We start from the raw sequence: 15,280 nt of genomic DNA on the forward strand, positions 1-15,280 counted from the left end.
TGCAGGCCTCTCTAGGCTGCACGACAGATGAAAGCCCGGCCATCTGGCGGGCTCACCGCAACTCGCTCAATCGAGGAGAACTGCCTATGCGTACGTTTGATTTGGCCCCGTTTTATCGCTCCACCATCGGCTTCGACCGGCTGTTCAACCTGCTGGACCAGACCACCGCCGACGGTGCCCCGGGCTATCCCCCTTACAACATCGAGCGGACCGGCGAGAACGCGTATCGCATCAGCGTTGCCGTCTCCGGCTTCTCGCAGGATGAATTGTCCATCGTCGCGAAGGAAAACACGCTGACGATCAAGGGCGAGAAATCCGCCTCCGAAACCAAGGACCGATCCGAAGTGCTTTACCGCGGCATCGCCGCGCGTGCCTTCGAGCGCGTGTTCCAGCTTGCCGACTATGTGCAGGTGAGAAACGCCTCGCTCGAGCACGGCTTGCTCCATGTCGACCTGGTCCGCGAGATTCCCGAGGCCAAGAAGCCCCGGACGATCGCGATCAGCAACGGCAGCAAGGCCGTCGAGGCGCAGCTGGAGAAGGTCGCCGCGTAACGGCGCCTGAATTCGGCTCTGAATGCGGAAAGCGCCCCGGTACCCCCGGGGCGCTTTTTTCATCGTCGTGCCTGCTGAAAGATCAATCCAATCCCTGGACCGGCGGCATCTCCTGCGTCGGCAGGAGCTGCACCGACGGCTTGGCCTGGACGGACCTGGTATCAGCCGGCTTGGCATCAAGGACTTTGGCCTCGGCTGTTTTCGGCTGGGCCGGCGGCGCGGCACCGGCCGTGCGGGCCTCGGGTGTTGTGGTCGCGGTCACGGCCGGAGCCTCGGCTGGCTGCACAGGGGCCGGCGGCGTCGGAGACTGGTTCGGTGGCGTGCGGCTTGCCACCCGCGGGGCCGGCAACGGCGGCGATACGCGCGCATCGGCCTTGGGTGGTTCCTTGGGTGCTTCCTTGGGCGGCTGAGGCGATGCGGCAACCGGTGCCCCACCGGGCTCGGCACCACCTGCCGTCGTCGGCGCGAAACGCATCATCCGGCCGGTGTACGCATCCACCACCACGCGACCCTCTTGACCCTCCCGGCTGACGGCGGAAACCGTGTAGACTCTGCGCTGCCGCACGGCCGGACCGAGCGGCTTGAACCCCAGCGAGCGGACCATTTTGACCACCTCGCGCGACGGAACCGCGTCGTCATAGGCCTCGTCATCGAGGTATCCCCCGCGTACCGGCCCCGGCGGTAACGCGCCGTAAGGGCCGCGCCGCATGATCACGGCGTCGTCCGGATATCCCCATGTTTGTACTTGAATGGTCTGCGCCTGGACCGCGGTCGCGGCCAGAACGACCACCGATGCAGCAACCCACCCCGCCATCAAACGGCTCATCGCCTTGCTCCTGTGATGCCTCCCGGTGTCCCCGGTGTTATCCAGAGAAAGTCGCGGCTAATTCCGGCGGAGCTTGGGCCGGATCACGGCGCAACCGCCTAAATCCGGGGGCAAACTGGGCACTGTCCTTGCATAACCATGCATGGGAGCGAGGACTCTCATGCGCTTGTGTGATAGAAAAAAATTTGGCAAGGTCAAGGCTAGGACAGCACGGCTGTCCTTTTTTCCGGGAAACCGGCACAACGTCGACGACGCGGCGACGATGTGGATCGGCAGATGTCGGGCCAGCAACGGCCGGCGTCGAAAAAGCGTCTCCTGAAATGGCTCGCCCGGTGCGATGCGGTATCAAATGGTGCCGCCGCGCCGAAGCCGCGCCGAGATATACAGCAATACCGGCGTCTTGAAGGCGCTGTATGAAGAGACTTGTCGGGGGTGCGAGGGTGGACATGAGCGGATCAGGGTTCGAGCGCGACGAAATCAGTGCACAGGCGCTGTCGGCGGACTGCAATCCGGAAACGTCAGAACCCAAAACCCGTGAACACAACTGGCGTCCGCCGGCGGAAGGTCTCTACGACCCAAGCCTGGAGAAGGATTCCTGCGGCGTCGGCTTCATCGCCAACATCAAGGGCAAGAAGTCGCATCAGATCGTTTCCGATGCGCTGTCCATCCTGTGCAATCTCGAGCATCGTGGCGCCGTCGGCGCCGACCCGCGCGCCGGTGACGGCGCCGGCATCCTGGTGCAGATTCCACACGCCTTCTTCGCCCGCAAGACCCAGGAGCTCGGCTTCACGCTGCCGGGCCCCGGCCAGTACGCCGTCGGCGCCCTGTTCATGCCGCGCGAAAAGCCCTGGCGCGAGGTGATCAAGAGCATCGTCACCGACAAGATCAAGTCGGAAGGGCTCACGCTGCTCGGCTGGCGCGAGGTGCCGACCGACAATTCCTCGCTCGGCGAGACCGTGAAGCCGACCGAGCCCGCCAACATGCAGGTGTTCATCAGCTGCGGCGACTGCGCCTCGGAGGAGGATTTCGAGCGCCGCCTCTACATCCTGCGCAAGGCGATTTCCAACGCGATCTACCAGCGCCGCGAGCGCTCGCTTGCCGGCTACTATCCGGTATCGATGTCGTGCCGCACCGTAGTCTACAAGGGCATGTTCCTGGCCGACCAGCTCGGCAAGTACTATCCCGACCTGCACGAGCCGGATTTCGAATCCGCGCTGGCGCTGGTGCATCAGCGCTTCTCGACCAACACCTTCCCGGCCTGGTCGCTGGCGCATCCCTACCGCATGATCGCGCACAATGGCGAGATCAATACGCTGCGTGGCAACGTCAACTGGATGGCGGCGCGGCAGGCCTCGGTCTCGTCCGAGCTGTTCGGCGACGACATCGAGAAGCTCTGGCCGATCTCCTATGAAGGCCAGTCCGACACCGCCTGCTTCGACAACGGTCTCGAATTCCTGGTGCAGGGTGGTTACTCGCTGCCGCACGCCGTGATGATGATGATTCCGGAAGCGTGGGCCGGCAACCCGCTGATGGATGAGCAGCGCCGCGCCTTCTACGAATATCACGCAGCCCTGATGGAGCCGTGGGACGGCCCGGCCGCGATCGCCTTCACGGACGGACGCCAGATCGGCGCTACGCTGGACCGCAACGGCCTGCGGCCGGCGCGCTATCTGGTCACCAAGGACGACCGCATCCTGATGGCGTCCGAAATGGGCGTGCTGAAGATTCCGGAAGACCAGATCATCACCAAGTGGCGGCTGCAGCCAGGCAAGATGCTGCTGGTCGACATGGAGCAGGGTCGCCTCATTCCCGACGACGAGATCAAGGCGTCGCTGGCCAAGAGCCATCCCTATCGCGAGTGGCTCGACCGCACCCAGATCGTGCTGGAAGAGCTGAAGGATGCGCCGGGCAAGGGCGCGCGCTCCAACCTGCCGCTGCTCGATCGGCAGCAGGCATTCGGCTACACCCAGGAAGACATCAACATTCTGCTCAACCCGATGGCCTCGCTCGGCGAGGAAGCCACCGGATCGATGGGCACGGATACGCCGATCTCGGCGCTGTCGGACCGGCCGAAGCAGCTGTTCACTTACTTCAAGCAGAACTTCGCCCAGGTCACCAATCCGCCGATCGACCCGATCCGGGAAGAGATCGTGATGAGCCTGGTGTCGTTCATCGGCCCGCGGCCGAACCTGTTCGACCTCGAAGGCATGTCGCGCTCCAAGCGCCTTGAAGTGCGCCAGCCGATCCTGACCGACGCGGATCTGGAAAAGATCCGCTCGATCTCGGAGATCGCCGAATCGCATTTCATGTCGCGCACGCTCGACACCACCTTCCACGCCGGCTTCGGCGCCGCGGGGATGGAGCAGGTGCTGGACGAGCTGTGTGGCCGCGCGGAAGCAGCCGTCCGCGAGGGCGTCAACATCATCATCCTGTCGGATCGCATGACCGGCACCGACCGGATTCCGATCCCGTCGCTGCTCGCCTGCGCCGCCGTGCATCATCACCTGATCCGCACCGGATTGCGCACCTCGGTCGGCCTCGTGGTCGAATCCGGCGAGCCGCGTGAAGTGCATCATTTCGCGTGCCTGGCCGGCTACGGTGCGGAAGCGATCAATCCTTATCTCGCCTTCGAAACGCTGATCGCGATGAAGGACAAGCTTCCCGCCAAGCTCGACGACAAGGAAATCGTCAAGCGCTACATCAAGGCGATCGGCAAGGGCCTGATGAAGGTGATGTCCAAGATGGGCATCTCGACCTACCAGTCTTATTGCGGCGCGCAGATCTTCGACGCCGTCGGCCTGAAGGCGGACTTCGTCGCCAAGTACTTTGTCGGCACCCACACCCGGATCGAGGGCGTCGGCCTCGCCGAAATCGCCGAGGAAACCGCCGCTCGCCATGAAGAGGCGTTCGGCGACTCGCCGGTGTTCAAGAACGCGCTCGATGTCGGCGGCGAATACGCCTTCCGCACCCGCGGCGAGGACCACGCCTGGACCGCTGAGTCGGTGGCGGCGCTGCAGCATGCGGCGCGCGGCAACTCGCTGGATCGCTACAAGGCATTCGCCAAGATTCTCAACGAGCAGACCGAGCGGCTTTTGACCGTCCGCGGCCTGTTCCGCATCAAGAGCGCCGAGGAAGACAAGCGCAAGCCGGTGCCGCTGGCCGAAGTCGAACCCGCCAAGGACATCGTCAAGCGCTTCGCCACCGGCGCCATGTCGTTCGGCTCGATCTCGCGCGAGGCCCATACCACGCTCGCGATCGCGATGAACCGCATCGGCGGCAAGTCCAACACCGGCGAAGGCGGCGAGGAAGCGGACCGCTTCAAGCCGCTGCCGAACGGCGATTCGATGCGCTCGGCGATCAAGCAGGTGGCCTCCGGTCGCTTCGGCGTGACGACGGAATATCTCGTCAACTCCGACATGATGCAGATCAAGATGGCGCAGGGCGCCAAGCCCGGCGAAGGCGGCCAGCTGCCCGGCCACAAGGTCGACGCCACCATCGCCAAGGTGCGCCATTCGACGCCCGGCGTCGGCCTGATCTCGCCGCCGCCGCACCACGACATCTATTCGATCGAAGATCTCGCGCAGCTGATCTACGACCTGAAGAACGTCAATCCGGACGCCATGGTCTCGGTCAAGCTGGTGTCCGAAATCGGCGTCGGCACCGTGGCCGCGGGCGTCGCCAAGGCCCGCGCCGACCACGTCACCATTTCCGGCTACGAAGGCGGCACCGGCGCGAGCCCGCTGACCTCGATCAAGCATGCCGGCAGCCCTTGGGAAATCGGCCTCGCCGAGACCCATCAGACACTGGTGCGCGAGCGGCTGCGCAGCCGCATCGTGGTCCAGGTCGACGGCGGCTTCCGCACCGGCCGCGACGTGGTGATCGGCGCCCTGCTCGGCGCCGACGAATTCGGCTTCGCCACCGCGCCGCTGATCGCGGCGGGCTGCATCATGATGCGCAAGTGCCATCTCAACACCTGCCCGGTCGGCGTCGCAACCCAGGATCCGGTGCTGCGCGCGCGTTTCACCGGCCAGCCCGAGCATGTCATCAACTACTTCTTCTTCGTCGCGGAGGAAGTACGCGAGATCATGGCCTCGCTCGGCTTCCGCACCATCAACGAGATGATCGGCCAGAGCCAGTTGCTGGACCAGAATGCGCTGGTCGCGCACTGGAAGGCGAAGGGGCTCGACTTCTCCAAGCTGTTCTTCAAGCAGAAGGCCGCGCCCGGGGTGAAGATCTATCGCTCCGAACAGCAGGACCACCATCTCGACAAGGTGCTCGACCGCAGCCTGATCGCCGAGGCCCAGGTTGCGCTGGACCGTGGCGCACCGGTGAAGATCAATGCGGAGATCAACAACACCGACCGCAGTGCCGGCGCAATGCTGTCGGGCACCGTGGCCAAGCGGTTCGGCCATGAGGGCCTGCCGCTCGACACCATTCATGTGAAGCTGAAAGGCACCGCAGGACAAGCGTTCGGCGCCTGGCTCGCCCGCGGCGTCACCTTCGAACTCGAAGGCGAAGGCAACGACTATGTCGGCAAGGGCCTGTCTGGCGGCCGTATCATCGTCAAGCCGCCGGCCAACTCCGGCGTGGTGCCCGAGGAATCGATCATCGTCGGCAACACCGTGATGTACGGCGCCATCGAGGGCGACTGCTACTTCCGCGGCATTGCAGGCGAGCGTTTTGCCGTCCGCAACTCCGGCGCCATCGCCGTGGTCGAGGGCGCCGGCGATCATTGCTGCGAATACATGACCGGCGGCGTGGTGGTGGTGCTCGGCAAGACCGGGCGCAACTTCGCGGCCGGCATGTCCGGCGGTGTGGCTTACGTGCTCGACGAGGACGGCAGCTTCCCGAAACTGTGCAACATGGCGATGGTCGAACTCGAACCGCTGCTCTCGGAAGAAATGGTCGCCGAGAACAACTTCCACCAGAGCGGCGATCTCGAAGCGCACGGCAAGGTCGACGTGCTGGCCAACCTGACCGGCTTCGACGTCGAACGGCTGCACGTGCTGATCACACGTCACGCCAAGCTGACGGGCTCGGCCCGCGCCGCCGACATCCTCGCGAGCTGGAAGGCCTACCTGCCCAAGTTCCGCAAGGTGATGCCGGTGGAATTCCGCCGCGCGCTCAACGAAATGAAGAAGCGCGAATCCGAAGAACCGAAGATCGCGATCGGCGCGTAAGAGTCTGGGGCATACGTTTCTATGGGCAAGATTACAGGCTTCCTCGAAATCGACCGCAACGACCGCATCTACGCGCCCGTCGCCGAGCGGCTGAAGGACTATCGCGAGTTCGTCGTTCCCCTCGGCGAGAAGGACCTGCGCGACCAGGCCGCGCGCTGCATGAACTGCGGCATCCCCTACTGCCATGGCACCGGTTCGGTGGCGCCGGGCACGCCGGGCTGCCCGGTCAACAACCAGATCCCGGACTGGAACGACCTCGTCTACAACGGCAACTGGGAGGAGGCGTCGCGCACGCTGCACTCCACCAACAATTTCCCGGAGTTCACCGGCCGGATCTGCCCGGCGCCATGCGAAGCGTCCTGCACGCTGAACATCGACGACACCCCGGTCACCATCAAGACCATCGAGTGCGCCATCGTCGATCGCGCCTGGGACAATGGCTGGCTGACGCCGGAGATCGCACCGGAAAAGACCGGGAAGAAGATCGCCGTGGTCGGATCGGGCCCGGCGGGCCTCGCCTGCGCACAGCAGCTCGCGCGCGCCGGCCACGACGTCCATGTCTATGAGAAGTTCGCCAAAGCCGGCGGCCTGCTGCGTTACGGCATTCCCGACTTCAAGATGGAGAAGGGCATCATCGACCGCCGCGTGGCGCAGATGGAAGCCGAGGGCGTGACCTTCCACTACGGCAAGGCGGTGGGCGGTGCCGACGGCATCGACCCGCAGGATTTGCTGCGACTCTATGATGCGATCGCTCTCACCGGCGGCGCCGAAGCACCGCGCGACCTGCCGGTGCCCGGCCGCGACCTCGACGGCGTTCATTTCGCAATGGATTTCCTGCCGCAGCAGAACCGTCGCGTCAGCAACGAACCGCTCGGCGACATCACGGAAATCCTCGCCACCGGCAAGGACGTCATCGTGATCGGCGGCGGCGACACCGGCTCCGACTGCATTGGCACCTCGAACCGCCACGGCGCCAAGTCCGTGACCCAGCTCGAGATCATGCCGCAGCCTCCGGAGCGGGAAAACAAGGCGCTGACCTGGCCGAACTGGCCGCTAAAGATGCGGACGTCGTCGAGCCATCAGGAAGGCGCGACTCGTGACTTTGCGGTTCTCACCCAGAAGTTCTCCGGCGAAAACGGCAAGGTGACCAGCCTGCATTGCGTCAAGGTCGACGCCAAGATGCAGCCGATCCCTGGTTCCGAGTTCGAGTTGAAGGCCGATCTGGTGCTGCTGGCGATGGGCTTCGTCCATCCGGTGCACGAGGGCCTGTTGAAGACGCTTGGCATCGATCTCGACCCGCGCGGCAACGTGCGTGCCTCGACCAACGACTACCGGACCTCGGTGTCGAAGGTGTTCTCATCCGGCGACATGCGCAGGGGACAATCGCTGGTGGTCTGGGCGATCCGCGAAGGCCGCCAGTGCGCCGCCTCGATCGACCAGTTCCTGATGGGATCGACCACCCTGCCGCGCTAGAGTCTGTTTCAATTGAGCTGAAACAGACTGGGCCTCTCTGAATTTCGGGTGGGGAACTCACCCGATAGTTCACAGGGACCGCATAGCCAGGGGTAAGCGATGAGTTCGGAGAACAACCCCAACGAGCCGGCGCGGCCGTGGGGGGCTCCTCGGCCCGATCAGTCCCAGCCGCCAGCGCCACGGACGGCAGGCCGCATTCCGCTGCTGTCCATTCTCTTCTTCGTCCTGATGCTCGTGCTGGTGGGCGCCCGTGCCTACCGCGACCTGTCGACACCGCAGGCCTGGGCCTACTGGAAAGATCAATTTATCTCGCCGAGCCTCTCGGCATCGATCGTCAGAGGCAGTCCCGATCAGCGCCCTGCCCTGGCCATCCATGGCAGGATCGGTCCCGCTGCCGCGGGATGGTTCCGCGACAGGCTCGACGAGGCCAAGCTCAGGCCGGGGGACAGCGTGGTCTTTTCGTCGCCGGGAGGAGACGTCGATCAGGCCATCATTATCGGTGAAGTCATTCGCGCGCGCGGGCTAACAACGGCCGTCGGGACCTTCGACGCTGACGATCGCCTGCGCCCCTCCTATTGTGCCAGCGCGTGCGTTTTCGCTTACGCCGGCGGCAAGGTCCGCCAGGGTGTCCAGGGATCGCGGCTGGGGGTTCATCGCTTCACCACCGAGGGCGCCGGCCGCGACGCCGTCGCCGACACGCAGCGGACTGCGGGCTTGATCCTGGGCTATATGACACGGATGGGCGTCTCGCCGTCCCTGGTGGAGGCGATGTCGGCGACCGACGAGATTCGCTGGCTCGACGCCAGGGAAGCCCTCGACATGCGGCTTGTGACCGACCCGCAGCAACGACGTTGATCCGGCGGCGCAACCGTGAATGCTCTGGGATCGCACGCGCAGAGAATGCCGATAGGTCAAAGCAACCCGGGCAACAGCTTTTCCTTTTCCCACGACAGCATGAAATCCAGCTGCGCGGCGATCCAATCGGCGGGCACGGCTTGCTTGCCCCATTCGGGGACGCGACTGGCATACTCCCCCACGAACCACAGATGGCGAATGGGAACGAAGAGATGCGCGGCTTCAAAATCCGCATGGGGCAATTCGCGGATCGTCCGATAGCCCTCAATGAAGGCGTGCCAGAATGCGTGGTTTTTTCGCTCGAACAGCACGCAGCAATGGAGAAATACCGCGATATCGTAAGCCAGATATCCGGGGCCGCCCTCGTCGAAATCGAAGAACACCGCTTGTCCGGCTTGAGGTCCCTGCTGTGCGATATTGGCGTTGTAGCCGTGGCAATCACCGTGGCAGCGTGTCCAGGACAGTCCGTCCTGTTCTGCCAACGCTCCGGACAGTCGCCCTGTCAAATCAACCAACCCTGTGCGCACGGAATCGCTGAGATCCTCAATCGCCAATATCCAGGATAAAGGCCTGTGCAGCAGATGGTCGCAGTCGAGCCGGTAGCGGCCCTTGTCGCCCGCAGCGAAGCCATCGGCGACATCGTGAATCCGCGCCAGGGTCACCCCGTTTGCTGTTGCGTCGGCGGCGTTTGCCTGCGATGGGCGTCCTTCTGCATAACGGAACAGCACGACGGGACGCGGACCTTCCGGGAAAAAAGCCGATGTAAAAAGCGAGCCGTCACGCGTCGGAGTTGCGGCAGCCACCGGAACGCCCTCCCCGTCCAGATAAGCCAGAAACGCGGTTTCCGATGCGACATCCGCGTCGCCGCGTGCGCGCCGCTTTGAAATGCGAAAGATAAACCGCTCCGCGTCCTTGGTCCGAATCTCGAAGGTATCGTTCCAGCCGCGGCGCAACAGCTTGCACTCAAGCGGTCCGGGCAGGTCGTAGTGGGTTGAGACAAAGTCCGCCACCGCCTCTGCGAGCGGAATTGAATAGAAAACCGGAATGGAAGCTGGATCCACCTGATCGCTCCTTGCCATGAATAAACTCGTCGGGTCCATTCAGCGATGGACCGGCGGCGCGTCTTGGCTCAGAACTCGGAAATAACCCTGATCAACATCGGGAAATCCTGGGTGGAAGACCGACCTTAGCATGCTGCCATAGGCCTGTCCAAGCTTGCGAAGAGACAACGATCCGGCCTTCATTCGGTTCGCATCAATCCGATCTTGGCTGCCTGTTGTGAGGCCATGCCCTCGACCGAATGAGAGCCACTCCGGTCTACTCCGCCGCTTGCTGCGCCACCGTGGGCACGTCGCCTGCCACGGTGGCGCGGCGCATGTCGCGTGGCTGGCTCTCGTCATAACGCCGCACACGATGCATGGTCTGGCGATTGTCCCAGATCACCAGGTCATGCAGCGCCCATTTGTGCACATAGACGAACTGCGGCTGGGTGGCGTGTTCGTTGAGATCGCGCAGCAGCACGCGCGCTTCCGGCATCGGCAGACCGACGATGCCGCCGGCATGGGATGACAGATAGAGCGATTTCCGGCCGGTCACCGGATGGGTTCGCACCAGCCGCTGCAACACCGGCCTGAACATCGCCTTCTCCTCTTCGCTGTAATCGAGGAAGCCCAGCGCACCGCGCGAATACATCAATGAGTGCTCGCACACCATGTCCTCGATCTCACGCCGCGTATCGTCGTCGAGCGCGTCATAGGCCGCGCGCATGTCGGCAAATTCGGTGTTGCCGCCCTTCGGATTGACGGTGCGGGCCGACAGCATCGAGTACTTGGCGGGAATGACGCGAAACGAACTGTCGGAATGCCACAGGCAGTTGCCGAGGTTGAACAGCCGCTGGCGGCTGTCGCGCGCCAGCGGTTGACCGTCCTTGCCGAGATTGGACACATCCGCCATGCCCGACTTCAGACGCGCATCTTCCGGCTTGGTAACGCTGCCGCCGCGGGTGTTTTCCGGCTCGCCGAAATTCCGGCAGAACGCCATCTGCTGCTCGTCGGTGAAGGCCTGATCGTGGAACACCAACACGGCATAACGATCCATGCCGGCTTCGATCGCGACCACATCCTCGCGCGCGAGCGGTTTGGTGAGATCGACACCGGAGACTTCGCCCACGAAAACAGGATGCAGCGATCGGATGACAACAGGCATGGCGGTTGCTCCCAGCGATTCGATCCGTTCTTGCTGCGGCCATTCGAGACCGCCACGAAATGCTCCGCCACCTCATCCCTGGAGTCAACGCGGGTATCGATGCACATGACACAGACAAGCCCTGCGTTTTGCAAAGCTCGTCACCAGGCCAAGGCAAAGAAAAGCCCCGCCACGAGGCGGGGCTCTTCGATGCGACATATCCGCCCGCGCTATTCGATGACGCGGATCACGCGGCGCGTCCGTGGCTCCACGATCACGCGACGATCATTGACGACGGCGTAGCTGTAATCGCGATAGCGCGGAACCGGGCGCACCTCGACGTACTCCGGCAGCGGTTCGCCGACGACGACCCGCTCGCGCACCACCACGGACGGCTCGCGAATGCCTGTCACCGAGCCGATCACGGCTGCTGGAATATCGATCGCCGCTCCAACAGCGGCGCCAACGGTTCCGCCGACAGCGGCACCGACCGGCCCCGCCACGGCACCACCGGTCGCCGCGCCATCCCGCGCCGTGTCGACGGTCACACCTTGGGCAAGTGCAAGAGTGGGAGTCAGCGCAAGCGCTGCAACAGCAAGTGTGGTTGTGAGCTTCATCATCGTCCTCCGTATTATGTCAGAGGCCGATCAACTCGTGCGATCCGGTGCCGTTCCCGCGGGAACTGCCGGAACATTGTGCGCCGAGTTCCAATATGGCGGTCTTATGGTCGCGGCGTCGGTTTGCACGTACTCAGCGCGGCGTCAGACGATACCAGGCAACTTTTCCCGGCATGAACTGGCCACGCCCGCGCTTGGACCACAATGGCGGAGCGTGATCGCCAACGATGAGAATCTCAGCCGGGCCGATCGCGGGCTCAAGCGCCAGCCGCGCGATCGAGCCAAACAAATCGTGCCAGAGCTCCGCCATCCGGCAGACATGGACCGTTCCGAAATCGTCGGGCTTCAGCTCGCAATCGTAGTTGGTCAGCGCATCTCCGGGTCCAACCGGAATATGCGTATTCAGTGTCAGCCAATAGATGAACCGGGGCGAATTGACGTAAGCCGCCTCCTTCGCGATCACCGGCGCAAGGTCGGCGTCGCAGACGCTGCGAAACGCACTTCCACATCGGCGCGTCACACGCGACAGCAAGCTCTCTCCGAACACAGCCTTGTCGAAACCAATTTCCGGATACCATTCGCGGCGCTCGAACATGTCCTGGGAAAAGCCATGAACCGCGAGCGTGGAGTATCCGAGACGATGCAGCTTGCTCGGCAGACAGTCCGTACCGGATTCCCGCGCGAAGTCCGCGTAGCGGGCGCGCGTGCTGCACAGCTCGCGCATTTCGCCCGACGTCGTGGAGCCGTAATATTGCGCCGTCCCCGACGTCACGACATATTTGTCGGTGACGCGTGGCTTATTCAGCGGTGCCGCGATGCGGGCCCGGGCGAGCGGGTTGTTGAAGTAACCCAGGCTTTCGACGACGACCACCACGACATTGCGGCCATTGACGCCCGCCACCGTCCTGAAACCGGATACCTCGGAGGCAGAAACGATCGGCTTGTCGCGCCCGAACATCGTATTGAAATCGAAGTGGGCCGAGGTGTTGGAAACCAGGTCGGCCACCACAAGCACGAGCGTCGCAGCAAACAGCATCACGGCATTGCCACGAACCACGTCTTCGCGGCGCGCCAGCAACATCAGGCTGGCGGCCGTGGTCAGGGCGATCGAGACGATCATCCCGACATAAAGCGGCGAGGCCAGCATGTTGATGCGGCGCGCATGCTCCAGCGCCACCATCAGTTCGGTGGGGGCGAGCCCGAACATCAGCGAGATCGTCCCAACCAGGTCGAACGCCAGGATGCCGAGAAACAATGCCACCGTCATCGCAAACGGGATCTTCCGCGCGCTGATGGCAAGGACGCAGTAAAGCATCATCGCGGCCGGACGCGGAGGCAGACCAACGTCGACGAGCGACATGAGCGTCGCCAGGGATAGGGCGTTGGGAAGCAGCAGACCCGCGATCAGCAATTTGATCGAGGGATCGATATCAAAACGTCGCAACACCCGCGCCTGAACCGCGCGCGCCCGCTCCGTTTCGCCCAATGAGTCCTCTGCCAGCCCCATGACCGGACGGCATACCGTCAAAACTTCAATCTTCGGTTGAACAGTTCCACATAAAAACAAGTTTGCGCGATTATGATTTGTTTACGATAAGTTTGCGCCGCCTATTATTTACCAAACAAGCCAATGAGATTGCGCGGTTTTTCGTCCGCCGCGCCCGGTCGCGGCGCGCCGAAATACCAACTGGCTAGGTATTATTCAGCCCGCATCAGCGCGTGAACAGACCATCGGGAGCAGAGGCGGATCGTCCGACACCCGCTGGCGGACGCGGCACGCCATCGCGCGGACGCGGCGGCCGAAGCTGTTGCGGCGGGGGCGAAGGCCGCGTGTCGAAACCGAAAAATCCAGGCGACGCTCCAGGCGAGGAGAAGGCCGGCGGCGCACGCTTTTTCTTCGGCGGCTGAGCGGGAGCCACAGCAGCGGCGGATGCCGCACCGTCAGGCGGTGCGACCGCCGCGACAGGTGGCGTTTCCGCTTTGGCCGGCGTTGCCGCAATCGGGACGTCCTTGCCTGGCTCTAGTCGCCCGACGTCGCGGCGCGGCCAGGAAAAATCGTCAGCACGGCCGGCTGGCGCCGCCAACGCCTCGCCCTTCACCATGGTGCGCGCGGCAAGCGCGTCGACCGACGCGGGCCGGGTGCCGGGACCGCCGAGCAATTCGTCAGTGCCGACCGAGGACACCACCAGAGGAACGATCGGCCCCGCCAGCGGACGCGGCGCGGGTCCACCCGGGCGGGCATTGACATCGGGAATCGCCGGTTCGCTCGGCAGTGCTACCGGCGTGGTCCGCGCCGCCAGCAGCCGGGTGATTTCGCGCTCGACATAGTGCGCGAGCTTGCGCGCGCCGGCCTTGGTGAAGAACACGCCATCCGCACTGCGCAGCCGGCGAATCTGGCCTTCGAAATCAGGACCCTGCGGCATGAATCGGCCGGCTTCATCGACGAAGCCGTCCCAGACGTCGACATAGGTGATGCCGGCCTTGCCCGCGCCATCCCGATACAGCGCATCGAGGAACAGCATGTCCGAGGTGGCCTTCTGGCCACGCACCGCCGGAAGCCCGACCCAGACCACCGGCACGCCCTTGCTCTTGAGCACCGCGATCATCTCTTCGATCTTCTTGGCGTAGAGCTCGACCCAGCGGTCTTCGCGAAAATCCGTCGAGCCGCCCGTCGAGCGTGCGCTTTTCTCCGGCGCGATGATGGACGGCGTATCGCTGTCGGCGGCCTGGTCGTCGGCGCCTGCATCCGCATCCGGGGACTTGTCGTCCGGTTTGGCACCCTTCTTGGTGTCCGCTTTCTTGTCCGCCGGCGCCTTGTCCGTAGAAGCCTTGGGATCTGTCTTCTCGCTGCTCTCCCGGATGGGAACGCGGTCGTTCAGGCCGAGCATGACCACGATCGCATCGGGGCGCTCGGTGGCAAGAATGCCCTTGGCGGCCGCAGCCCAATCGGCGGGATCACCCTTCGGCTGATAACGGAGCAAACCCGACACGGTCTTGTGCTTGCGGATCACGCCGATATCGGGCTGCTCGGAAAACGCATCCTCCAGGCCGTAGGCCAGCCAATCCGCCATGGCATCGCCGAGCACCAGTACGTTGCGCTCGGCCGGTGTCTCACGCTTTTCCGCTGATGGCGCGCGCGAATAATCGACTGCGCGCTGTTGCTGCTGGGGCGGCGGAGAATTCGGGAAAATCTGCTGGAACGGCGCGAAAAAGCCGCCACCGAAACCCCCGCGCTGCTGTGGAATATCCCGCTGCGGCCGCGGCGGCGGGCGGCCGCCGAAACCGAAATCGAACAGACCTTGCGCCGGGGCCGGCCCCGCAATGCCGAACAGAATCGCCGCAGCCACGGTGACCGCAATCAGCGGCCCGGCTTCGGACAGAATACGTCGCAACGGTGTTGGTCTCGATATTCGTTTCATGGGCCAGGAAATCTGGGGCGCAAAAACTCGTGACGTCAAAATACTAGCAGATTCAGGCCGTACGCGGGCAATATTCGCCCCGCAGGGTGAACCCCGGTCGCAGTCCAATATCTTGAATCCTCAATAAAAACATCCCTTTCTCGGCCGGCTCGGGTCTTGAAGGCATCGAATTGTG

10 protein-coding genes are annotated in these 15,280 nt (G+C 63.8%); 4 read left to right on the forward strand and 6 right to left on the reverse strand.

The features are described from left to right. The first annotated feature begins 86 nt into the window (after positions 1–86). Entirely contained in the window at positions 87–551 is a 465-nt protein-coding gene (locus RS897_RS04930; RefSeq protein WP_315835474.1) for an Hsp20 family protein, read from the forward strand. An 82-nt stretch (positions 552–633) separates the two neighbouring features. Here the strand turns inward: RS897_RS04930 and RS897_RS04935 are convergent, their stop codons facing one another. Next, on the reverse strand, positions 634–1,365 hold the full coding sequence (locus tag RS897_RS04935; protein ID WP_315835475.1) for a hypothetical protein: 732 nt from the start codon (positions 1,363–1,365) through the stop codon (positions 634–636). Between the two features lie 458 nt (positions 1,366–1,823). On the opposite strand from RS897_RS04935, the gene gltB reads away from it, so the two are divergent. The 3 genes from gltB to RS897_RS04950 all read left to right on the forward strand — a co-directional run bounded on the left by gltB (position 1,824) and on the right by RS897_RS04950 (position 8,885). Beyond that, positions 1,824–6,557: a glutamate synthase large subunit gene (gltB, locus tag RS897_RS04940; protein WP_315835476.1), complete on the forward strand. Its 4,734-nt coding sequence runs from the start codon at positions 1,824–1,826 to the stop codon at positions 6,555–6,557. Between the two features lie 21 nt (positions 6,558–6,578). Next, the gene (locus RS897_RS04945; RefSeq protein ID WP_315835477.1) at positions 6,579–8,030 is read left to right on the forward strand and encodes a glutamate synthase subunit beta; all 1,452 of its coding nucleotides are present in this window, start codon (positions 6,579–6,581) and stop codon (positions 8,028–8,030) included. Between the two features lie 99 nt (positions 8,031–8,129). Further along, positions 8,130–8,885: a COG3904 family protein gene (locus tag RS897_RS04950; RefSeq protein ID WP_315835478.1), complete on the forward strand. Its 756-nt coding sequence runs from the start codon at positions 8,130–8,132 to the stop codon at positions 8,883–8,885. Between the two features lie 56 nt (positions 8,886–8,941). On the opposite strand, the gene RS897_RS04955 is transcribed toward RS897_RS04950, so the two are convergent. The 5 genes from RS897_RS04955 to RS897_RS04975 form a co-directional block, all read right to left on the reverse strand. Further along, positions 8,942–9,946: a phosphotransferase enzyme family protein gene (locus RS897_RS04955; protein ID WP_315835479.1), complete on the reverse strand. Its 1,005-nt coding sequence runs from the start codon at positions 9,944–9,946 to the stop codon at positions 8,942–8,944. Positions 9,947–10,202: 256 nt separating this feature from the next. After that, on the reverse strand, positions 10,203–11,090 hold the full coding sequence (locus RS897_RS04960; protein WP_315835480.1) for a TauD/TfdA dioxygenase family protein: 888 nt from the start codon (positions 11,088–11,090) through the stop codon (positions 10,203–10,205). A 209-nt stretch (positions 11,091–11,299) separates the two neighbouring features. Beyond that, positions 11,300–11,686, reverse strand: coding sequence for a DUF1236 domain-containing protein (locus RS897_RS04965; protein WP_315835481.1), 387 nt, complete (start codon positions 11,684–11,686; stop codon positions 11,300–11,302). Positions 11,687–11,819: 133 nt separating this feature from the next. Further along, a complete protein-coding gene (locus RS897_RS04970; RefSeq protein WP_315835482.1) occupies positions 11,820–13,172 on the reverse strand; it encodes a sulfatase-like hydrolase/transferase in 1,353 nt (450 codons plus the stop codon). 226 nt (positions 13,173–13,398) lie between these two features. Continuing rightward, positions 13,399–15,105, reverse strand: a complete 1,707-nt coding sequence (locus RS897_RS04975; RefSeq protein WP_407654436.1) for an SGNH/GDSL hydrolase family protein — start codon at positions 15,103–15,105, stop codon at positions 13,399–13,401. Positions 15,106–15,280 lie beyond the last annotated feature (175 nt).

Source organism: Bradyrhizobium prioriisuperbiae (assembly GCF_032397745.1).
Taxonomy (GTDB): domain Bacteria; phylum Pseudomonadota; class Alphaproteobacteria; order Rhizobiales; family Xanthobacteraceae; genus Bradyrhizobium_A; species Bradyrhizobium_A prioriisuperbiae.